Here is an 18,705-nt window from a genome sequence, read left to right as displayed (position 1 = left end):
GAGTTGAAAGAGCCACAAATTAAGGGAAGAAGAAACCACAAAAGGAAGGCAATCAGCTCAGATCCATCATGCGGTCCAAAGCCAGCTTGGCAAACACTTTCTCCTCGTCGGGAACTTGTATGTGATTAACCACATGGCCCTGCACGAGATTTTCCATGGCCCAACATAAATGAGGTCCATCAATTCTGTACATGGTCGAACACCGACATACCATTGGGGAAAGGAAATAGATTTGCTTATCGGTTTGATCATGTTTCAACCGATTCACCAAATTCAGCTCAGTTCCCACGGCCCAAATTGTTCCCGGATCGGCCTGGGTCACCGTCCGAATAATAAACTCCGTCGATCCCACCAGGTCTGCCTGATTGACCACATCCTCATGACATTCAGGGTGCACAATAACCTGAACGGCAGGATACTGCTTCCGGAAATAGGCCACGTGAGCCGCTTGGAACATCTGGTGCACACTACAGTGTCCCTTCCAGAGAATCAGACGAGCCTTCTGGATTGTTTCCCGGATATGTCCGCCGTTGGGTTGGAAGGGATCCCACACAATCATCTCTTCGCGTGGAAACCCCATGGCATTCGCGGTGTTCCGCCCTAAATGCTCATCAGGAAAAAAGAGAATCTTTTCTCTCCGTTCCCAGGCCCAATTCATAATCGCTTTGGCATTGGAGGAGGTACAAGTCACACCGCCATGTTCCCCGCAAAAGGCTTTGAGCGCAGCAGCGGAATTCACATACACGATTGGGGTTACGGTCTCTTCCACCGGCAAAAACCGTCCGAGCCGATCCCAGCAATCATCCACCTGTTCCATGGATGCCATATCCGCCATAGAACAGCCTGCAGCCATGTCAGGCAGAATGACGGTTTGATTGGAACGACTCAAAATGTCGGCTGTTTCAGCCATAAAATGCACCCCACAAAACACTACGTAAGGATGCTCAGGGTGCTCGGCCGCATACTTGGCAAGAAGAAGAGAATCGCCTCGGAAATCGGCATGCACAATCACATCGTCCCGCTGGTAATTGTGCCCCAATACCAGTACTTTCCGACCTAACTTAGCCTTTGCTTCCACAATGCGATCAAACAACTCCTGATCCGGAAGAGTTTGATAATCAGTGATAGGGAATTCGGTAATTGTAGGCATAAATATTTCCAAATACGCTTTCAAAATTTAATCGATTGGAAGATGGCTATCTGTTCGATGATAACCACCATTTTTAGGAAATCAATAAATGAAACTTAAGTTTAACAAATCTGTAGGTGCCTAAGAAAGGAATTCTCTTTAAATAACTACTATTTTGAGCTCTCCCAATAATCCACCTCTTGGCGATCTACATATGAACATGCAGTGACCAAAATCGACCTTCTGGGTTGGTTTAAGATCATTAAATCGGTAAGTGATCTCCTACAACTTGTTTTAAGCGCCCTTCGGGTGCCATGCATACATACATAGGCTCTCATCCTCTCCTTGAGGGACAGCTTTGCCATTGAACCAACATTTTGAGCATGGTTGTCGTGGTATTGATCCCGGTGCCTACGGCTCTCACTTACCACTTTTTGCTATCCCTGAGAGAGTGTTTTAAAAGATCCCCTTTGGGTCGCCGATCGGAGAAATCCCGAGAATGTGTGGTCCTCCTAGCTTACCTTTTAGCTTGGATGCCGGAATAGCACCATGACAAAGTAGTCGTACATTCTCCCATCTGAACCGTCTCCCTACAAGGTTGATGCCAAATTTAACGTCAACTGAGGGCCCTTTTATCCAGTATATCAGGCATGTCTCCGCCCGACTTATTTTTACAGCCTCTATTTCCATCATTTCTTCATTAATAAGGACCTTTGGAAACCCAAATAGAAACCTTTTTTGTTGAATGAGAAATTCCTGTTTGGATCGGCCAATAAACTAATAGGGTCTACCGAGGGTGATATCGGCCGCTATCCCTAACAGTCCGGTGGCTTCGTCTCTCCACAAGGTTGATGGCTCTAGCAATGCTGCAAGATGGTGGAGAAAAATTGGGAATTCCCATTAGTATGCCTTTCGGCTAAACTTCAATAATAAAGCATGCACCTTCCTCAGCAAATTGGGAAGTTGCTTTAGGTATAAGGAGAAATCGGTTAAAAAATTCAGATAAAGTAAGCAGTTGGACCGTGTTGTTCCGGAAGAACCTGGCATCATTACATTCCATAATTGGGTTAACGTTCACGGACCGGAGATGCAGATATTCCCTTTAAAAAAAATCGGCATCGCCCCGTTCATACAAAGAACCTCAGACGTTTACACTTTCAAAAATCAGGCAGCCAGGATTCTCGAAGTTCTATAGACTTCAGCCGTAAAAAATTGGATATCCTGCTATGAAAAACTAATTAGACCGGCGACAAAAGCTGGGCTCAGAATACAGGGGCAAGAGTTTGGCTGACTGGATAGGAGTGCCAAAAATTCCCAGTGAGGGCAACCAACCTTTGCCGAATCCATGCAATTTCAGCAAAGTATGGCCTTTTGGTAATTCAAAGAGGTGCAAAGGCAAAAGAGTTAAAGTTCAACAGCGCATTTGGAACTTCCACCGTCAAAACTAATCGCCTCCGGAATTTTTTCACAACCGTGTGAGGTACGAAATTCTCAGCTCAGTCAAGAGATCTCAAACGTGGAAGGATAGAAAGAGACAGTCACTAAATGGAGAGGGAAAGATGAAAAATATCATACCATTTAATAAACCGTTCATTGCGGGAAAAGAGCTTTATTATATTGCGCAAGCCGTGACGTTTGGAAATCTGGCTGGTGATGGGTATTTCACTAAAAAATGTTCGGAATTGTTTGAAAAACGGTTCAGAATTCCCAAAGTGCTCATGACCCCTTCCTGCACGGCCGCTTTGGAAATGGCCGCAATGCTTTGTAAGCTGGGGGCCGGTGATGAGGTCATTCTCCCATCCTATACCTTTGTCTCGACTGCCAATTCGATTGTTCGATTGGGCGCCAGGCCTGTATTTGTGGATATCAGACCTGACACGCTGAATCTGGATGAAAATCGGATTGAAGAAGCCATTACCTCTAAAACAAAGGCCATTATCCCTGTTCATTATGCCGGGATCGGATGCGAAATGGGCCGCATTATGGCGATTGCAAACAAGCATGATCTTTTCGTCATAGAAGATGCGGCACAAGGAGTAGGCGCATATTATAACGAACGGCCCCTCGGAACTATTGGACATCTTGGTACCTATAGTTTCCATGAGACCAAAAATTATATTTGCGGAGAAGGAGGGGCTCTGTGTATCAACGATCCGGGAATGATTAGGCGAGCGGAGATCATTCGAGACAAGGGAACCAACCGGAGCGATTTTTTTCGTGGAGAAGTTGATAAGTATACATGGGTGGATATTGGATCGTCCTATGTGCCAAGTGAAATCGTCTGTGCATTCCTCTATGCCCAATTGGAGATGTTGGACTCAATAGCGGAGCGAAGAAAGGCTATTTACAAACAGTACCGGCTAATGTTGAGACCCCTTGAAATTCAAGGACTACTCAGTCTTCCTACCATACCCGAAGATTGCAAAACCAATTATCATATGTTTTATATCCTTCTGCCAGACATGGAAACCAGAGATGCCCTCATGGGGTACCTAAGACAACAGAATATTTTGGCAGTTTTTCATTTTGTTCCACTCCACACTTCGCCCATGGGGAAAAAGTTCGGATATGCTGAGGGCGACTTTCCAATCACAGAGCAATTAAGCGGGCAACTTTTGCGTTTGCCTTTTTATTACGAAATGACTGAAGTGGAGCAGGAATACATCGTAAAATGTATTACCGAAGGGGTAGAAATCGTGAAAGAAAATATAAAGCTAAAACGAGAAGAACCACCGGCACTCCGATTCGTCAATTAGTGCCGAGAGGGTTAAGGAGTAAACCGATTGCACGAAGTGAGAATAAAAAATCAGGGATAATCTTTTCACATTTCTTATGCCACTACCCTGGGACTCTCAACATTTTGAGATTTTGGTAGGGCAGATTATTACCCCAGAATTAACCGACTCAGAACTCATGAGCATTCTGATTTATGCCAAAGAAAATGGCTATCGCTTGATTTACTGGGCCACGTCCCCGAATCGGATGATCCCTTTGCCTCTCCTTCAAAGTTTTTCAGGTTCCCTTGTAGATAGAAAGATCACCTATCGTCGGAAGCTAAGTTCCGACTCCACCGTGGGTGGGGTTAAGTTGCCGAGCACTACGGTTCAAGCAATTGAATACCCTCTCTTGCCCGCCAATGAGCAGCTAGTGAATCTAGCATTAATCGGAGGTGGCCATTCCAGATTCTTTATAGATCCATGTATTCCCAGGGACAAGTTTGCAAGCCTGTACCATATTTGGATCAATCGAAGCACTTTACATGAACTTGCTGATGTGGTGTTTGTCGTGCCGGATTCCAGAAATAAAGAGGAATATCTCGGGATGGTTACCGGGTCTGCAAAAAATGGTATGGGAAAAATTGGCCTGATGGGGGTTCAAAAAAAAGTCCAAGGTCAAGGAATCGGCTCATTGTTGATTAAGAGACTCCATGAATGGCTGTTATCCAATGGTATCAAAATTTCGGAGGCGATTACGCAGAAAGACAATGTGCAAGCCTGTAAATTTTATGAAAGGTCCGGCTACCTACCGGAATCTCTTCAGAATTATTATCATTTTTGGATCCCACAGTAGGTGGGTCCTCCCTGGATCGACATTGCCAAAGAGCGTACATCCTTAGAAATCGAGGCATTCAAGGATTACGACACTCAGAAATAAACAAGCAGCCTGGCATGGAAAAAGTAACTGAAGTGATCGAGGATAAAGCGCCGATACGGGTCCTCCATCTGATTGATAGAATAACCGGATATGGGACAACAAGATTGCTCTGGGATATTGTCCGGTTAACCCCATCAGATAAGGTCAAGCACATGGTCATTTCCTTTTCACCGAACAAAGGGAAATGGATCTATGCAGATCTTATGCGAGAAAAAGGCGCCTATGCCCAAGTTCCCAAACGGCGTATCCTGAAAATCTTAGATCGCTGGGATACGACATGGTTTCTCCTACGGTACATGAATGCGTTGTGGCATGTTGGTAAAGCCTTATTCTGGTTTCGGCCTGACATTATCAATTTGCACACGAATTATGTTTTAACCATTGGGCTGCCTTTAAAAATAATATTTCGACGCCCGGTGGTTCATCTGGTTCCATCCCTCTTTTCCCAAATGGTAGACGATGGTAAAGCCTGGGTGCCAAAGCTTTTCGCCAGATTTCATGCTTTGTTCGATTGTTTCTTCACGGCTGCCTCCCGCTGCCGGGATGAGTTGCTCTCAATAGGCATTCCCGATTCCAAAATCGTTCCTCTTCGCGGGCTTCTTGATCTTGAAGAAATAAATAAGATTCGACATCAACGGCAACATTTCCATCAGGCAATTAAAGAAAAATATCATTTGCCATCAGATGCTTTAATTGCTCTTTCTGTCGGGCGATTGGACTCATCCAAAGGACACGCATATGCTTTGGAAGCCCTTCCTGACCTTTTACGACAATTTCCCAAGCTTCATTGGCTTTTAGTTGGTGATGGAAATCAGCTCTCAGAACTCGAGGCCCGCGCAAAAAAATTAAGTATTTATGACCACGTACGTCTCGTTGGCTATCAAGAAGACCTTCTGCCCTATTACGCAGCGGCTACAGTGTACCTTCGTACCATGGTTTTTGAGGAAACTAATCTTTCGACCTATAACGCCATGGCTATGGGAATACCTATCGTGGGATTTGATACAGGCTGTGAAACGGAGCTTCTAAAAAAGGTTGGTCATGGAATTTTAGTACCCAATAAAAGTGTTGCTGGTTTATCAGCGGCTGTAGCTCAGATCCTGACACTGCCTGATCATGGAAGAGAACTTGGTGGTCGTGGCATAGAATTTTGTCAGGCCAATTTGGACATTCGATTGGGAATCGAGGATATAATTACAGTGTATAAGTACCTTAGGAATGGAGGTTGACATACACCTACCATTAAGAAAATGGCTTTTGTTAAGGAACTTTTAACAAACTATATAAATGGGAGCCTGGCACTGTTTGACAAACAATTAGCACGGGACTTACTATGAATTTGCTAGGGGTGCGACACGCTGAGAGTCCCAATAAGGGGGACGACCCTCACGACCTGACCTGGATAATACCAGCGTAGGGAAGCAGGAGCCACGAAAGCCCGCACAAGCAGCCGCACTCTTTAGCTAAAAAAGGGGCGGCTTTTTGTATTTTGGAATAAGCTTCCTGGACCAATTCCCTAAACCCAGAAAGAGAGGGTTTGCATGACACCAGCCCAAACCACCACATCTAGTCCCTCGACACCATCATTACACGTCGTTTCGGAGGAGCCCCGCATTCCTCTTTCTTCCCTATCGATTCAACCGTTTCCCGGGTCACAAAAAATCTATCGAACCGGCTCGAGACCGGATGTACGGGTCCCCATGCGAGAAATTCATCAAACGAGCAGTCGGAGCGTGCACGATGACACCGAAGTTCAGAACCCGCCTGTCATTGTCTATGATACCTCTGGACCCTACACCGATCCGGGGATTCAGATTGATGTGCGCAAGGGCCTTCATCCCGTCAGAAAGGATTGGATTGCCGAACGTCAGGACGTCGAACCCTTGAAAGAGGTCAGTTCACGGTATGGACGAATTCGTGCAAACGATCCTGCTTTACAGGCCATCCGGTTCCATTTGCAACGCCCGCCCCTTCGGGCAAAATCAGGCATGAATGTCACGCAATTGCATTATGCCCGGAAGGGAATCGTCACACCGGAAATGGAATTTATTGCTATTCGGGAGAACCAGGCACGTGAGGAAAACCTATCCGCCCAAAACGGGACAGGTCAGACCTTCGGGGTGGCTCAACATCCTGGACAGAATTGGGGCGCGTCTACTCCCTCCTACATCACACCGGAGTTTGTTCGTGATGAAGTAGCTCGAGGACGGGCCATTATTCCTGCCAATATCAATCATCCAGAAATTGAGCCTATGATTATCGGGCGCAATTTTTTGGTAAAAATCAACGCCAATATTGGAAATTCTGCCGTTACGTCCTCTATTGAAGAAGAAGTCGAAAAATTGATTTGGTCCATCCGATGGGGAGGAGACACCGTCATGGACCTCTCCACAGGAAAAAACATCCACGAAACCCGTGAATGGATCATACGAAATTCTCCCGTGCCCATAGGGACCGTACCCATTTACCAGGCATTAGAAAAAGTGGGGGGGAAACCTGAGGACCTGACCTGGGAAATCTTTCGAGATACTCTCGTAGAACAGGCCGAGCAAGGCGTGGATTATTTCACTATTCATGCCGGTGTTCGCCTGGCCTATGTCCCATTGACGGCCTCTCGCATGACCGGCATCGTCTCACGCGGCGGATCCATCCATGCTAAGTGGTGCCTGGCTCACCATCAGGAAAACTTTACCTATACGCATTTTGAAGAAATTTGCGAGATCATGAAAAGTTATGATGTGTCATTTAGCCTAGGAGACGGATTGCGACCGGGTTCACTGGCGGACGCCAACGATGCGGCTCAATTTGCCGAACTGGAAACGCTGGGAGAACTCACGAAAATCGCCTGGAAACATGACGTCCAAGTCATGATTGAAGGCCCGGGACACGTCCCCATGCAACTCATCAAGGAAAACATGGACAAGCAATTGGCTGCCTGTGACGAAGCCCCATTCTATACCCTGGGTCCGCTAACCACTGATATTGCCCCAGGCTACGACCACATCACATCCGCAATCGGCGCAGCCATGATCGGCTGGTATGGGTGCGCGATGCTGTGTTACGTCACCCCCAAAGAACATCTAGGGCTTCCTGACAAGGAAGACGTGAAAGCCGGAGTGATGGCCTACAAAATAGCGGCACATGCCGCAGATCTGGCTAAAGGCCACCCGGGGGCTCAACACCGGGACAATGCCCTCTCCCAGGCACGATTTGAATTTCGATGGCAGGATCAATTCAATTTATCGCTTGACCCGGAAACGGCAAAGGATTTCCATGATGCCACACTCCCCGCTCAGGGGGCTAAACTGGCCCATTTCTGCTCCATGTGTGGCCCGCATTTTTGTTCTATGAAAATTACCCAGGACGTGCGAGAGTATGCTGCCGAAAAACAATTGGCAGATGATGCCGCACTGAAACAAGGCATGCAGGAAAAATCAGAAGAGTTCCGAAAAACCGGTGGAGACTTATATCGATAAAGCGGGAAGGGTCAAAGACGGAACCTGCAGAAAACCAGCAGGAATTTGAACAGAGACAAGGGCCAAAACGAAATTGGCATTGTATGATTGGATAAAAACGAAATATTACCTGGAGCTCCCCTATGAATCCTATTAACATCGCTCCGTTACGAGAACGGGACATTACCCGTCACATTGCCCGGGAGTATTACAAAGAGTTCGATTCACTGATTGAAAGCGATATCATTATTGTCGGTGGAGGTCCATCCGGACTCCTCTGTGCCCGCGATCTCGCCGCGATCGGCTTCCGGACTCTGCTCATCGAACAATCACTGGCTCTTGGTGGCGGCTTCTGGTCCGGTGGATTTCTCATGAATAAGGCCACGATTTGCGAACCGGCGGATCGGATTCTTGAAGAATTGGGCATACCCTTTAAACCGATTAAAGACTGCCCGGGCATGACCATGGTTGATCCTCCTCATGTGACCAGTCGGCTCATTTCCGCCGCTTACGAAGCCGGCGTGAAGATTATGAATCTCACCAAAGTCGTCGATCTCATTCTTCGGCAAGATCATCGAATCGAAGGTGTCGTTGTCAATAATTCCACTGTGGAAATGGCGGGACATGATACCATTCATGTAGATCCCATTGCCCTTGAAAGTCAAATTGTGGTTGATGCTACCGGTCATGACGCCGTCGTGGTTAATCTCCTCCACCAACGTAATTTATATCAGAAAGTTCCTGGAAACGGGGCCATGTGGGTAGCGCGTTCTGAAGCATTAGTGGTAGAAAACACCCGTGAGATCTATCCAAATTGCTTTGTGACCGGCTTGGCCGTTGCTGCAGTTGATGGCAGTCCACGCATGGGACCGGCGTTTGGGTCGATGTTGCTTTCCGGCCGACGCGCAGCTGAATTAGTTCAACACAAGCTCAAAGGCGAGTAACCACCTCTTTTCCTGAGAACCACAAAAAGGACGGTGCGCAACACAATTTCTTATGGATATTCAAGATTTTCTCGACCAGGGTGAGGGCAACGAAGAGGATAAGGTGGCAGCCTGGAACCTTTTCCAGCAGGCCTATGAGCTCCAAATGAAGGGACAACTGGAAGAAGCGGTGGATCTCTACAAACAATCCATCGACCTCTTTCCGACCGCCGAAGCACACACATTTCTAGGATGGGCCTATAGTTTCATGGGTCAATTGCAGGAAGCCATTGAAGAATGCCAAATGGCTATTCGCCAGGACCCCGAGTTCGGAAATCCTTACAATGATATCGGTGCCTACCTTATTGAGCTCAACCAGTTGGAAGAGGCCATTCCGTGGCTTGAAAAAGCGATGAAGGCCAAACGATATGAAAATCCCTCCTTTCCTCATATGAATCTCGGCCGGGTGTACGAACGACAAGGGGCATGGGACCAAGCTGTCGATTCCTACAAAAAGTCTCTGGCTCTTAATCCCGAATACAAAACAGCCAAACAAGCGCTCATGCGCATTTTAACTCTCATGAACTAGTACCATGTAAAGGCCTTACCAAATGCCAGACACCAAAACGATTCTTGTAGCCGTGAGTGATATTTTCTTCTACACCAAAATACGCGATGCCTTTTTACCTCAAGGCTACAAATTGGAACGTCTCCGCACAGGAGATGACTGGCAAACGAAAGCTCTTGCCAGCCAACCAATGGGCATCATTATTAACATGAATGATGACCGTCTTAATGCCTCCGATATTGTGAAATCTTTACGAACCCTTCCTCAAACACACTCATTGCCCATTCTGGCCTTTGCCAATCATGAAGAGGTTCAAACATGGAAACTGGCCAAAGACCTGGGAATTCAAAAAATCGTCTCGCGCAATGAGTTTTCTGCGCGGACACTCGCGCTGTTTGAGGAAACCATGGCGGCAGCTACATCATGAAAACACTTCCTCTTCATAAGCAACATGAAGCCCTGGGAGCCACGTTTCAAGCTTGTGGTGAGTGGGAAGTCCCTTTGCATTACAGTAAAGCTCTCCTAGAGTATGAGTCCATTCATCGGCGAGCCGGGCTCGCCGACCTCTCCTCACGGGGGAAAATCATGGTCACGGGAGATGACAGGACCACTTGGCTTCAAAGTCTCATCAGCAATGATATTCTTCCTCTCAAATCCGGGCAGGGCCGGTACTCTGCCTTTATGAACCATAAAGGGAAAATGCTCTCCTATTTTCGGGTGTTCCGGCAACCCGAATCCCTGATCATTGAAGATGTTGGAGAGGTGGGAGACCTCACCTATCAAGCCCTTCGAAAATTTCTGCTCTTTGGGACCAAAGCCAAGCTTCACAATGGCCTGGAAAGTTGGGGACTTCTCCTTGTTACCGGGCCGAATGGTCCGGAAATTCTTAAACAAGCCTTAAATTTGGAAGTGGGATCGCTCCAGGTCTTGGATACCATCACCTTCACATTAGGTGATACACAAGGATTTCTTGCTCGCACGGAAGAAACAGGGGGACAAGACTACGAAATGTTTATACCGGTCGCAGCCATTCCTTCGCTCTGGTCTCATCTCTTGAATACCGGAAAGGAGCTAGGCCTGCTCCCAGTAGGAAGGGAAGCACTTGAAACATCCAGGATTGAGGGTGGATTGGCTCGCCTTGGGCCTGACTTAAATGAAAAAATCGTTCCCCCAGAAGCCAACCTTGAGGGAATTGCCTTTAGTTTATCGAAGGGATGTTATCCCGGGCAGGAAGTCGTCGCCAGAATGGATACGTACGGGTCGGTGAAGCGGCGAATGGTCGGCTTAGTTCTTGAAGCGGAAATCCCACAACTTCCTGAACCTGGGGCGAAACTTTTTAGTGGGACTCGGGAAGTGGGATGGGTGTCCAGTTCCACCCACTCCCCTCTTGTCAAAAAACCGATCGCCCTTGGATTCCCATTACGAGATTTTACCCAACCCCAGACAAAACTGGAAATCGAGATCAGAGACCAGCGCTTCCCAGCCTCTGTCTGCGCCTTACCGTTTACGGTCTCGTAAGCAGCTCCAAGATTTTTACAAAGAATTCTTCCGGACTCTGATTGGCATCAGGCTTTTTCCGGGTGTCGGCCATGAGAGATTTTTTCCGCAAAAGACAATAGTGCGGGACGTTGTGCGTCATTAAGCGCAAGAAGAATATGCGACTCATCACCATGCATCAATCGTAGACTAAGAAATGATTCTTCCGTGCGTTTTTCCTTATTATCCCAAGTCCCATCAATCAATTGAATTTTATCCAAATCACAGCAAGAAAACACGTCATACCGAAAGTACGAATCCCCGATAACCATATCGAAAAGAACCTGGCCAGAGGTCATAACCATGACGTTAAAACGCCCTTGATCTTCATAGCCTTCCGGCAAAAATTCATTGACATACAGAAGAGTAACCTTCCGACCTGTCAATGCCTGTTCGATCTTCGTGCTCAGAGCCGGATAATCGATTTGAAGAGCCCGCTCTTCCTGGCTGGTAGCACGCAAAGCCATTTCCCTCGTTTGTTCAAATACATCTGTAGCAGTCAACACAGAATACGCTCCTTTCTTCCACGACACTATTAAATTATGTCGAATTGGTTTGGCTATAACAGGGTGCCTACGATACCCGCCATTTGACAGAGAAAGCAAGGGAACCTAACCCCTCTATTAATGGCATTCACCTATAATTATTTTTTTCATGGCGTGAATTGATTGCCTTCTCCGCTCCCAGTTGGGCATACTTCGAATGGAAAATGTCGCCGTATGAACCTTTAAGGAGAACCAGCTTATGGATGCTGATACATGTCTGATCGGGGGATGCACTGAACCCCTCTACGCCCCTGCCGGAACCCAATCCTTATGCAAGGAACACTTTTTACAATTCGTTGTATGGCGCCGGAAAAAAGGCGGACTGGGTATGTTTAAAAAATATTGCGCTTTGAACATGGAAGAACGAGACGTAATTGTTGAAGAATGGGCTAAAACGACATTCAGTACATCTGCCTCTTGATCAGTTCTCTCTTGGCCTTCACACGCATTGAATCATCATCCCGCCCTCACGCCTCTTTTTCGATCCCATAAGTGAGGAAATCTCTCCTGCTACCCAAGCAACAGAAAGAATGCCCCGCGTCGCCAAGTACCCCATGGACGATTAAACCTTATTCCATGAGCGGCGATCCGTGGTGATGGATGATCTTCCACTCGTCTCCGATCCGCTCGAATAAATTGGTCGATACCACCTGGCTATTCTGTTCGTTTTCTCCCACCCGACTGGTGATATTTTCCGTACAAATGACCCAGGCAACATCGGCGGCAACTTGAACCTGTACTTCCGTCAATTCAAATTTCATTGAAAACGTATTATTGAATATAACCACCCAGGAATCCCGAACCGCCGGCCACCCGACCCGGATACTCCATCCTGGATGAATGCAGGTTACATACTCTTGATGAGCCCAAATAGAATCCATCAGCGCAACATCCAGCTGTTCAAACCCACGGTAAAACGCCTCATTCATCTGCGTCACTTCCTCAATCCGTTCCTTCAGCATTGTGCGCTCTCTTTCTTCATTTTCGCCCATTTCCTAATCAGGGGACCTTCACTAACACGGCACAGGATTGTCGATCAACCAACCAGACCCCAATCAGAATCAATCCTATCCCACTTATTTCTCTCATGCCAACCGGTTCCCCCAAAATCATCACCGAAAAACACAGCGCAGAAACCGGAATAAGATTCCCAAAAATTCCTGCTCTGGAAGGACCGATTCCTTTGACGCCAAGCAACCAGGCCTGTTGACCCAATGCGGTAGCAAACACCATAACGTAAAGAAGTGCCAGCCAGCCAGATACCGGAACCGACTCTACCCCTGTAACCAGGACTTTGTGATTTATGCTCAACAAAGGGATTTCAAAGATCAAAGAGAGTAGAAGAGTCGTCCACGTCACAGTCAGCGGAGAAAACCGTTCCATGGTTTTTCGACAGCCAATGGTATATAAGGCCCAACTGACTAACGCACATACCACCAGACTCCCTCCGAGTAAAGGATTGGAACCCAATCCATCCACCGCCTCGCGCCCGGAAATACTCAATACTCCTAAAAACGAGACGAGACAGCCAAGCCAAATCACACGCAGGGGAATATCCTTAAGGATGAGCGAAGACAAGAATGCGGTAATGGCCGGGCTTGAACCTATAATGATGCCAGCAGCCCCTGCCCCAATAAATTGCAAGCCAAAGAGAACGAACAGATGATTGCCAAGAACCCCGATTCCTAGGAAAAAAAAGTTTCGCCAATCTTTTCGTGAAAAAGGAACGACCCCTTCCCTCCAAAGCCAAAGAGGAATAAGGATGAGTAAGGCTCCCAACCCTCTAAACACAGACGCCTCTACGGGCGAGAAAGGACCTAAAGCGACTTTTTGTGCAACGACCGACCCTCCCCAGACCACTGCAGCAGTCGTGAGAGCAGCGTAGGCGGAAAACGCTGAGGATCCCGTGCTAGCGTTTTTCATGGGGAGGTTAGTGAGAAAAACACGGAAGGGGCTGGAACCCCAATCGGACTGTCAGGCAAGACAGCCCCTCTCTTGCACGTACTCTGTGATGAGCCTACCAAGAGCGCATCCGCACATACAAAATCTTTCGCTCTCCATCACTCAAAGATAACTCCTAGAAATGCGATGTGCCCTCTCCGTCAGCTATGATGAGGCCTCGCTGCTATAACAATAGCCCCTAGGTTCGTCAAGCTCAGACTATATGACAGTCTTCCAGCAAATGTATAAATATATGCTTGATTTATATGGTTACGGGGTCCAACAATTTCTTAGAAAAGTTTCTGAATATCCCTCATTTACCCGCCGGTCCGAATGGCTTATCTGATAGGTCTTCTGTCCGGTTGACGCAAAGAAATTTACACCGTTAAAATCGCCAAAGAGTTGATAGTGTACCAGCCCTCATGCCAAGGCGAATTTCAATAAGAATCGTAGGCGTTGGCTTCCTACAATTGACATGACGGTTTATCTGTCCCCTAAGGAGGAATTATGTCGTTGCTAATCACAGAAGAGTGCATTAATTGTGGTGCCTGTCTCCCGGAATGTCCCAACGAGGCAATTTTTGAGACACGCAGTGCCGCGGAGGAAAAGGGCAATAAGGTCGGTGAAGGTCAGGGTGAAGGGGACACGGTGTACGTGATCACCTATGAGCGCTGCACAGAGTGCGTCGGGCATTTTGATGAGCCTCAATGTGCGGCTGTTTGTCCTGTCGACGATTGCTGCATACCTGATCCAGAAATCCCTGAGACAACGGATACGCTCCTGGATAAGGCCAAACAGCTGAATCCTGACAAAGAAATCGATCCAGCGAAAGTTTGGGCCGGCGTTCGAAATTAACCAACCAGAAAAACCTGGCTCTGTAAAAAAGCCCCTTCCGATTTTCCAAGGAAGGGGCTTTTCTTTTGGACTCCAACTATTGATGGAGCCCCACTGTGTGATCTCAGCTTACCTCTTCTAATTCATGGAGGCGAACAGCAATCAATTTCGAAACGCCAGGATCCTCCATTGTCACACCAAAAAGTGAGTTGGCAGTCTCCATGGTTCGTTTATTGTGCGTGATCACAATAAATTGAGATCGATCCGCCATTTGTCGCAAAAACTGCCCAAACCTGACCACGTTCGTCTCATCTAACGGCGCATCCACCTCATCCAACACACAAAATGGAGAAGGTCGAATGAGAAAGCTCGCAAAGAGAAGGGCCATGACCGTCATGGTCTTTTCCCCTCCGGAAAGCATGTTGAGATTTTTTAAGCGCTTCCCTGGGGGTTGGGCGACGATTTCCACACCTGGCTCAAGATTGGGCTCTTCTGATTCCTGTCCCTCCTGAGTATCTTCGACTAAAATCAATTCAGCGCGTCCTCCAGCGAACAAGGCTGAAAAGACTTCGCTAAATTTCACTTGAAGTTCTTTAAAGGTCTCCGCAAACAGCTTATTGGTCGTTTGATTCAACCGCTGGATAATTTCCTGAAGGGATTGAATTGAACCGGCTAAATCTTCTTCTTGCGCCAATAAAAATTGATAGCGTTCTTCTAATTGAGCATGCTCCTCAATTGCAGCCAAATTAATTGGACCGATACGCTCTAATTTTTTCCTGATACCCTGTAATTGCTCTCTCCACTGGCCGGTTTGTTCATCAGAAGCCTGTTCACTCCCTTCCAGACCTCCCGCGATCTGTCCGGCATCAGGAGGATTTTTGAGGGGATTTTTGAGGTCATCCGTCGAAATTTCGTATGTCATGGTCAGCGTTTCTTCCACAGCACGAAACTTCGCCCGAACTTCCGCTAAACGTCCCTCGATCGGCACACGAGACTTAAAGATGTGGCTCAATGTTTCTCGAGCCTTTCCGATCAGACCATCCAATCGTTTAACTTCCTCCATACATCCTGCATGACGGTTCTGAAGCTCCAATAATGTTCCCGCAATGGCCTCTTTCTGGATGTCTAATTCTTCAACTAAACTCTCATTCGTGAGGCGTTCTTCCTGACTCTTTCGACTTTGCAGAAAGAGATGCTCCAATTGTCCATCAATTTGTCGAATTCGGGTATTCCGATGCTCTTCTTCCCGTTCAATTCGTTCAACATTAGCCTGTTCATAATCCCATTGGGACTTCAAAGCCTGAAAATTCATTCGTGTGTCATTGAGACTTTGCAACATGTCCTGTCGCTCTTGGTCTAATGTATTAAGAGCATCCAACAGTTGACGAAGCGCCTCATCCTCATGGGTTCGTGTCTGATTGAGATGCTCAAGCCGGGTCTGGACCTCTACTTCTTCAACTTGCAGCTGTCCCCATTCCTCCTCTTCCGCTAATCGATCCTGCTGAAGTGCATCTAACCGACGTAGGAGATCGGGAAGAGCCTTCTCTTTGGAAGAAGCCTCTTTTTGAATGGTCAACATGTGAAATTCCATCTCACGAATGGACAACGTGGCTTCTTCAAGTTGTCGCGATACGTCCTCAATTTCCTGTAAAAGCGACTTCCGGTTCGCTTTGGCTTCCTCCAACCCCACGGTAAGAGTGTTCAACTTTTCTTCCAATGTGAGAATTTCTCGCCGGCGACGTAATAATCCACCAGCTTCGCCACCAGACCCGCCACTGATGATCCCAGAGGGAGATACAAGTTCTCCGCCCAAAGCCACTAAAAGCGGGCCGTTTCCCTGAAACCATGAATGTTCGGTCATGAGATTTAACGCTCCAGACAATGATTTAACAATGACCGTATTCCCCAGCAAGGCTTCGATCACAGGCTTTAACTCGTCCGGAACCTGAACAAAATTTATAGCCAAGCCCCGCACTTCCGGGTCGTGCTGAATGACATTCCACCAATCGGCTGGTCCCTTTGGACCCTGTCGCGGAATATTCAAAGGGATAAAGCTGCCTCTCCCCCATTCATGTTGTTTAAATTGCGCAATAGACATTTCTGCCTCTTGGGACGATTGGACAATCCACGCCTGCAGCCGCTCGCCTAGAACGGCTTCTATGGCTTTCTCAACATCCTCAGGCACTTCCATCCGTTCGGCCAACGCCTCTTGAATGGACGAACACGCAACGCGAATGGAGGCTTCATCACCCTCACCATGATGGCCATACCCGATTTCTTCACGAAAAACACTTTGAATCGCACGTAATTCTGATTCAGCGCCAGCGGCTTGGGTTTGGAGGTCGAGAATTTTTTCATCAAGCTCTTCCCTGGTTTCTCGCTGACTTTGCAGGTTAACCTCTAAGCGGTCCTGATTGTTCCGGAGCGCGTCAAGCTGACTTTCGAGCGATGAGCATTCCTGGCGAAGGGCTTCGCTTTCAGCTTGAAGATTGGTTTGATCGTTCTGCGATTGAGAATATTCCACGGTCAGACGTTCGATCCGTCTGGCCATCGAACTCTGTCCTTCAGCAATACTTCGCAAGCGGTTTTCCTGATTCGTTTTTTCAACAGCCAAGGCCAGAATGGTTTCCCGACCCTTGTCGACCTTCTCCGCAGTTTCCCGACGGCGAACGGCCAGTTCGGCTATACCCCCCTCTCCTTCTTCCACAGTGACAGTAAGGATTTCCATCTCGCACCGAATTTGGGCCAGGCGCTCTCTCAAGGCTTCCAACGAACCCGTGGCCTCCTGGCCCTCCCCATTCAACCGTGCTCGCTCCTCCATGACCTGTTCATGTTGCTGTTCATATTGATCAAGCCGATTGCGTTCAATCTGAATCGCCGTAAACGCATGGGACAGTTGCTGCTCAATCTCTCGAAACCGGTCCTGCGCTTCCTTGAGAGTTTCGCTAGCAGACGTCAGCTCTAACTGCACGGTTTGGTGTTCGGCCACAAGTCGGGCCTCTTCCGCCAAACAGGATAGTTCTTGGCTTTCAGATTCTTGTAACTCATGTTCAAACTGACACTGGTCTTGAAAAAACCGGCGAAAGTCATGAGTCAATAACTGCACCTCAAGCTCGCGGGCTTCACGGAGAAAGGCCTGATACTCCTCTGCTTGTTTCGCCTGACGATTGAGCGTCCGAAGCTGACCCCGGACTTCTCCAAGAATATCCCGAACCCGCAAAAGATTATTTTCCGTACTTTGTAATTTTCGTAACGCCTCGGCCTTTTGTTTTTTATATCGAATAATTCCTGCCGTGCCCTCAATAAATTCACGCCGTTCCTGTGGGGAGGCATTAAGCAACTGTTCAATATTGCCCTGTTCAATAACGGACTGTCCTCTGGCTCCCGCTCGGGCATTCCAGAGAAATCCTCGAATATCCTTGAGGCGGCAGGGAATCTTATTAAAATAATATTCACTGTCTCCCTCGCGGTAGAGCCGACGGGTGATCATCACATCCGTTGGCTGATCAAGCCCTTCCAGAATGGCAGAGACAGGCTCCAACTCACGGGGCGTCACCTCGGAAAAAATGAGCGAAGCCTCGACCATTCCCATGGGTTTGCGTTGCTCAGTCCCATTAAAAATTACGTCTTCCATGCGCTCGCTTCGCAAACTTTTCACGCTTTGCTCACCCATTGCCCACAAAATGGCATCCACGATATTACTTTTCCCTGTCCCATTGGGACCGACGACGGCAGTTATCCCGTTCGGAAAATCTATTTTTGCCTCAGCAAAAGATTTGAACCCATTGACGACTAGAGTACGAAGAAACATATTTCCTCTCAGAATGGAGTGGATGCCAGGGCAGTAATTTGGTTCGAATCAGTACCATAAGAAGAAAGAAAAATCAAAGTATTCCACAAAATGCGGTGGGTCTGACTATCGGCCTATTCAATATCTTGACATAATGCCAAAACTACGGCTCCTGTCAACAGGACAAAGCCAGGGAGCCGTTTTACGGGACATCTTCCATCCAGGAGGATTCCCGAAACAAACAGGTCTGACTGCTTTAAAATACTGGGAAAGATAATGAGGAAGGATATATTCGGAAAAGATTCGCTTGCGCTCCTCCAGGAAAGCGGA

General features: G+C 47.6%; 14 protein-coding genes and 1 riboswitch. Of the genes, 9 read left to right on the top strand and 5 right to left on the bottom strand.

The features are described 5' to 3' along the window. Positions 1–52: 52 nt before the first annotated feature. A complete protein-coding gene (gene nadA / locus LX98_RS02945; protein ID WP_496427469.1) occupies positions 53–1,150 on the bottom strand; it encodes a quinolinate synthase NadA in 1,098 nt (365 codons plus the stop codon). Positions 1,151–2,688: 1,538 nt separating this feature from the next. Between nadA and rffA the strand changes: the two genes are divergently transcribed. The 8 genes from rffA (at position 2,689) to ygfZ (ending at position 11,247) form a co-directional block, all read left to right on the top strand. Next, positions 2,689–3,885 (top strand): dTDP-4-amino-4,6-dideoxygalactose transaminase, encoded by a 1,197-nt coding sequence (gene rffA, locus LX98_RS02940; RefSeq protein WP_496427468.1) that lies wholly within the window; start codon positions 2,689–2,691, stop codon positions 3,883–3,885. Positions 3,886–3,961: 76 nt separating this feature from the next. Then, positions 3,962–4,699 (top strand): GNAT family N-acetyltransferase, encoded by a 738-nt coding sequence (locus LX98_RS02935; protein ID WP_496427467.1) that lies wholly within the window; start codon positions 3,962–3,964, stop codon positions 4,697–4,699. 98 nt (positions 4,700–4,797) lie between these two features. Beyond that, the gene (locus tag LX98_RS02930) at positions 4,798–6,012 is read left to right on the top strand and encodes a glycosyltransferase (protein WP_496427466.1); all 1,215 of its coding nucleotides are present in this window, start codon (positions 4,798–4,800) and stop codon (positions 6,010–6,012) included. A 105-nt stretch (positions 6,013–6,117) separates the two neighbouring features. After that, positions 6,118–6,220: riboswitch (TPP riboswitch) on the top strand. Between the two features lie 104 nt (positions 6,221–6,324). Beyond that, the gene (gene thiC / locus LX98_RS02925; protein ID WP_496427465.1) at positions 6,325–8,259 is read left to right on the top strand and encodes a phosphomethylpyrimidine synthase ThiC; all 1,935 of its coding nucleotides are present in this window, start codon (positions 6,325–6,327) and stop codon (positions 8,257–8,259) included. Between the two features lie 122 nt (positions 8,260–8,381). Next, entirely contained in the window at positions 8,382–9,182 is an 801-nt protein-coding gene (locus tag LX98_RS02920) for a sulfide-dependent adenosine diphosphate thiazole synthase (protein ID WP_312643832.1), read from the top strand. 52 nt (positions 9,183–9,234) lie between these two features. Then, the gene (locus tag LX98_RS02915) at positions 9,235–9,750 is read left to right on the top strand and encodes a tetratricopeptide repeat protein (protein WP_312643834.1); all 516 of its coding nucleotides are present in this window, start codon (positions 9,235–9,237) and stop codon (positions 9,748–9,750) included. A 22-nt stretch (positions 9,751–9,772) separates the two neighbouring features. Next, positions 9,773–10,156 (top strand): histidine kinase, encoded by a 384-nt coding sequence (locus LX98_RS02910; RefSeq protein ID WP_312643837.1) that lies wholly within the window; start codon positions 9,773–9,775, stop codon positions 10,154–10,156. Continuing rightward, positions 10,153–11,247 (top strand): CAF17-like 4Fe-4S cluster assembly/insertion protein YgfZ, encoded by a 1,095-nt coding sequence (gene ygfZ, locus LX98_RS02905; RefSeq protein ID WP_496427464.1) that lies wholly within the window; start codon positions 10,153–10,155, stop codon positions 11,245–11,247. Before LX98_RS02910 ends, ygfZ begins: the two co-directional genes overlap by 4 nt. 47 nt (positions 11,248–11,294) lie before the next feature. Here the strand turns inward: ygfZ and LX98_RS02900 are convergent, their stop codons facing one another. The 3 genes from LX98_RS02900 to LX98_RS02890 form a co-directional block, all read right to left on the bottom strand. After that, positions 11,295–11,771 (bottom strand): hypothetical protein, encoded by a 477-nt coding sequence (locus tag LX98_RS02900; protein ID WP_496427463.1) that lies wholly within the window; start codon positions 11,769–11,771, stop codon positions 11,295–11,297. A 608-nt stretch (positions 11,772–12,379) separates the two neighbouring features. After that, positions 12,380–12,772 carry a nuclear transport factor 2 family protein gene (locus LX98_RS02895; protein ID WP_496427462.1) on the bottom strand — a complete coding sequence of 131 codons (393 nt, stop codon included), beginning with the start codon at positions 12,770–12,772 and terminating at the stop codon, positions 12,380–12,382. 37 nt (positions 12,773–12,809) lie between these two features. Next, positions 12,810–13,733, bottom strand: coding sequence for an EamA family transporter (locus LX98_RS02890; protein WP_496427461.1), 924 nt, complete (start codon positions 13,731–13,733; stop codon positions 12,810–12,812). A 525-nt stretch (positions 13,734–14,258) separates the two neighbouring features. Here LX98_RS02890 and LX98_RS02885 point away from each other — a divergent pair. Then, positions 14,259–14,606 (top strand): 4Fe-4S dicluster domain-containing protein, encoded by a 348-nt coding sequence (locus LX98_RS02885; protein ID WP_312643850.1) that lies wholly within the window; start codon positions 14,259–14,261, stop codon positions 14,604–14,606. 103 nt (positions 14,607–14,709) lie between these two features. On the opposite strand, the gene smc is transcribed toward LX98_RS02885, so the two are convergent. Continuing rightward, the gene (smc, locus tag LX98_RS02880; protein ID WP_496427460.1) at positions 14,710–18,396 is read right to left on the bottom strand and encodes a chromosome segregation protein SMC; all 3,687 of its coding nucleotides are present in this window, start codon (positions 18,394–18,396) and stop codon (positions 14,710–14,712) included. Positions 18,397–18,705: the final 309 nt, after the last annotated feature.

The sequence above is a fragment of the Nitrospira marina genome, from assembly GCF_059568365.1.
Note: the sequence above shows the minus strand (reverse complement) of the source record. Positions and strands in the feature narration are given on the sequence as shown.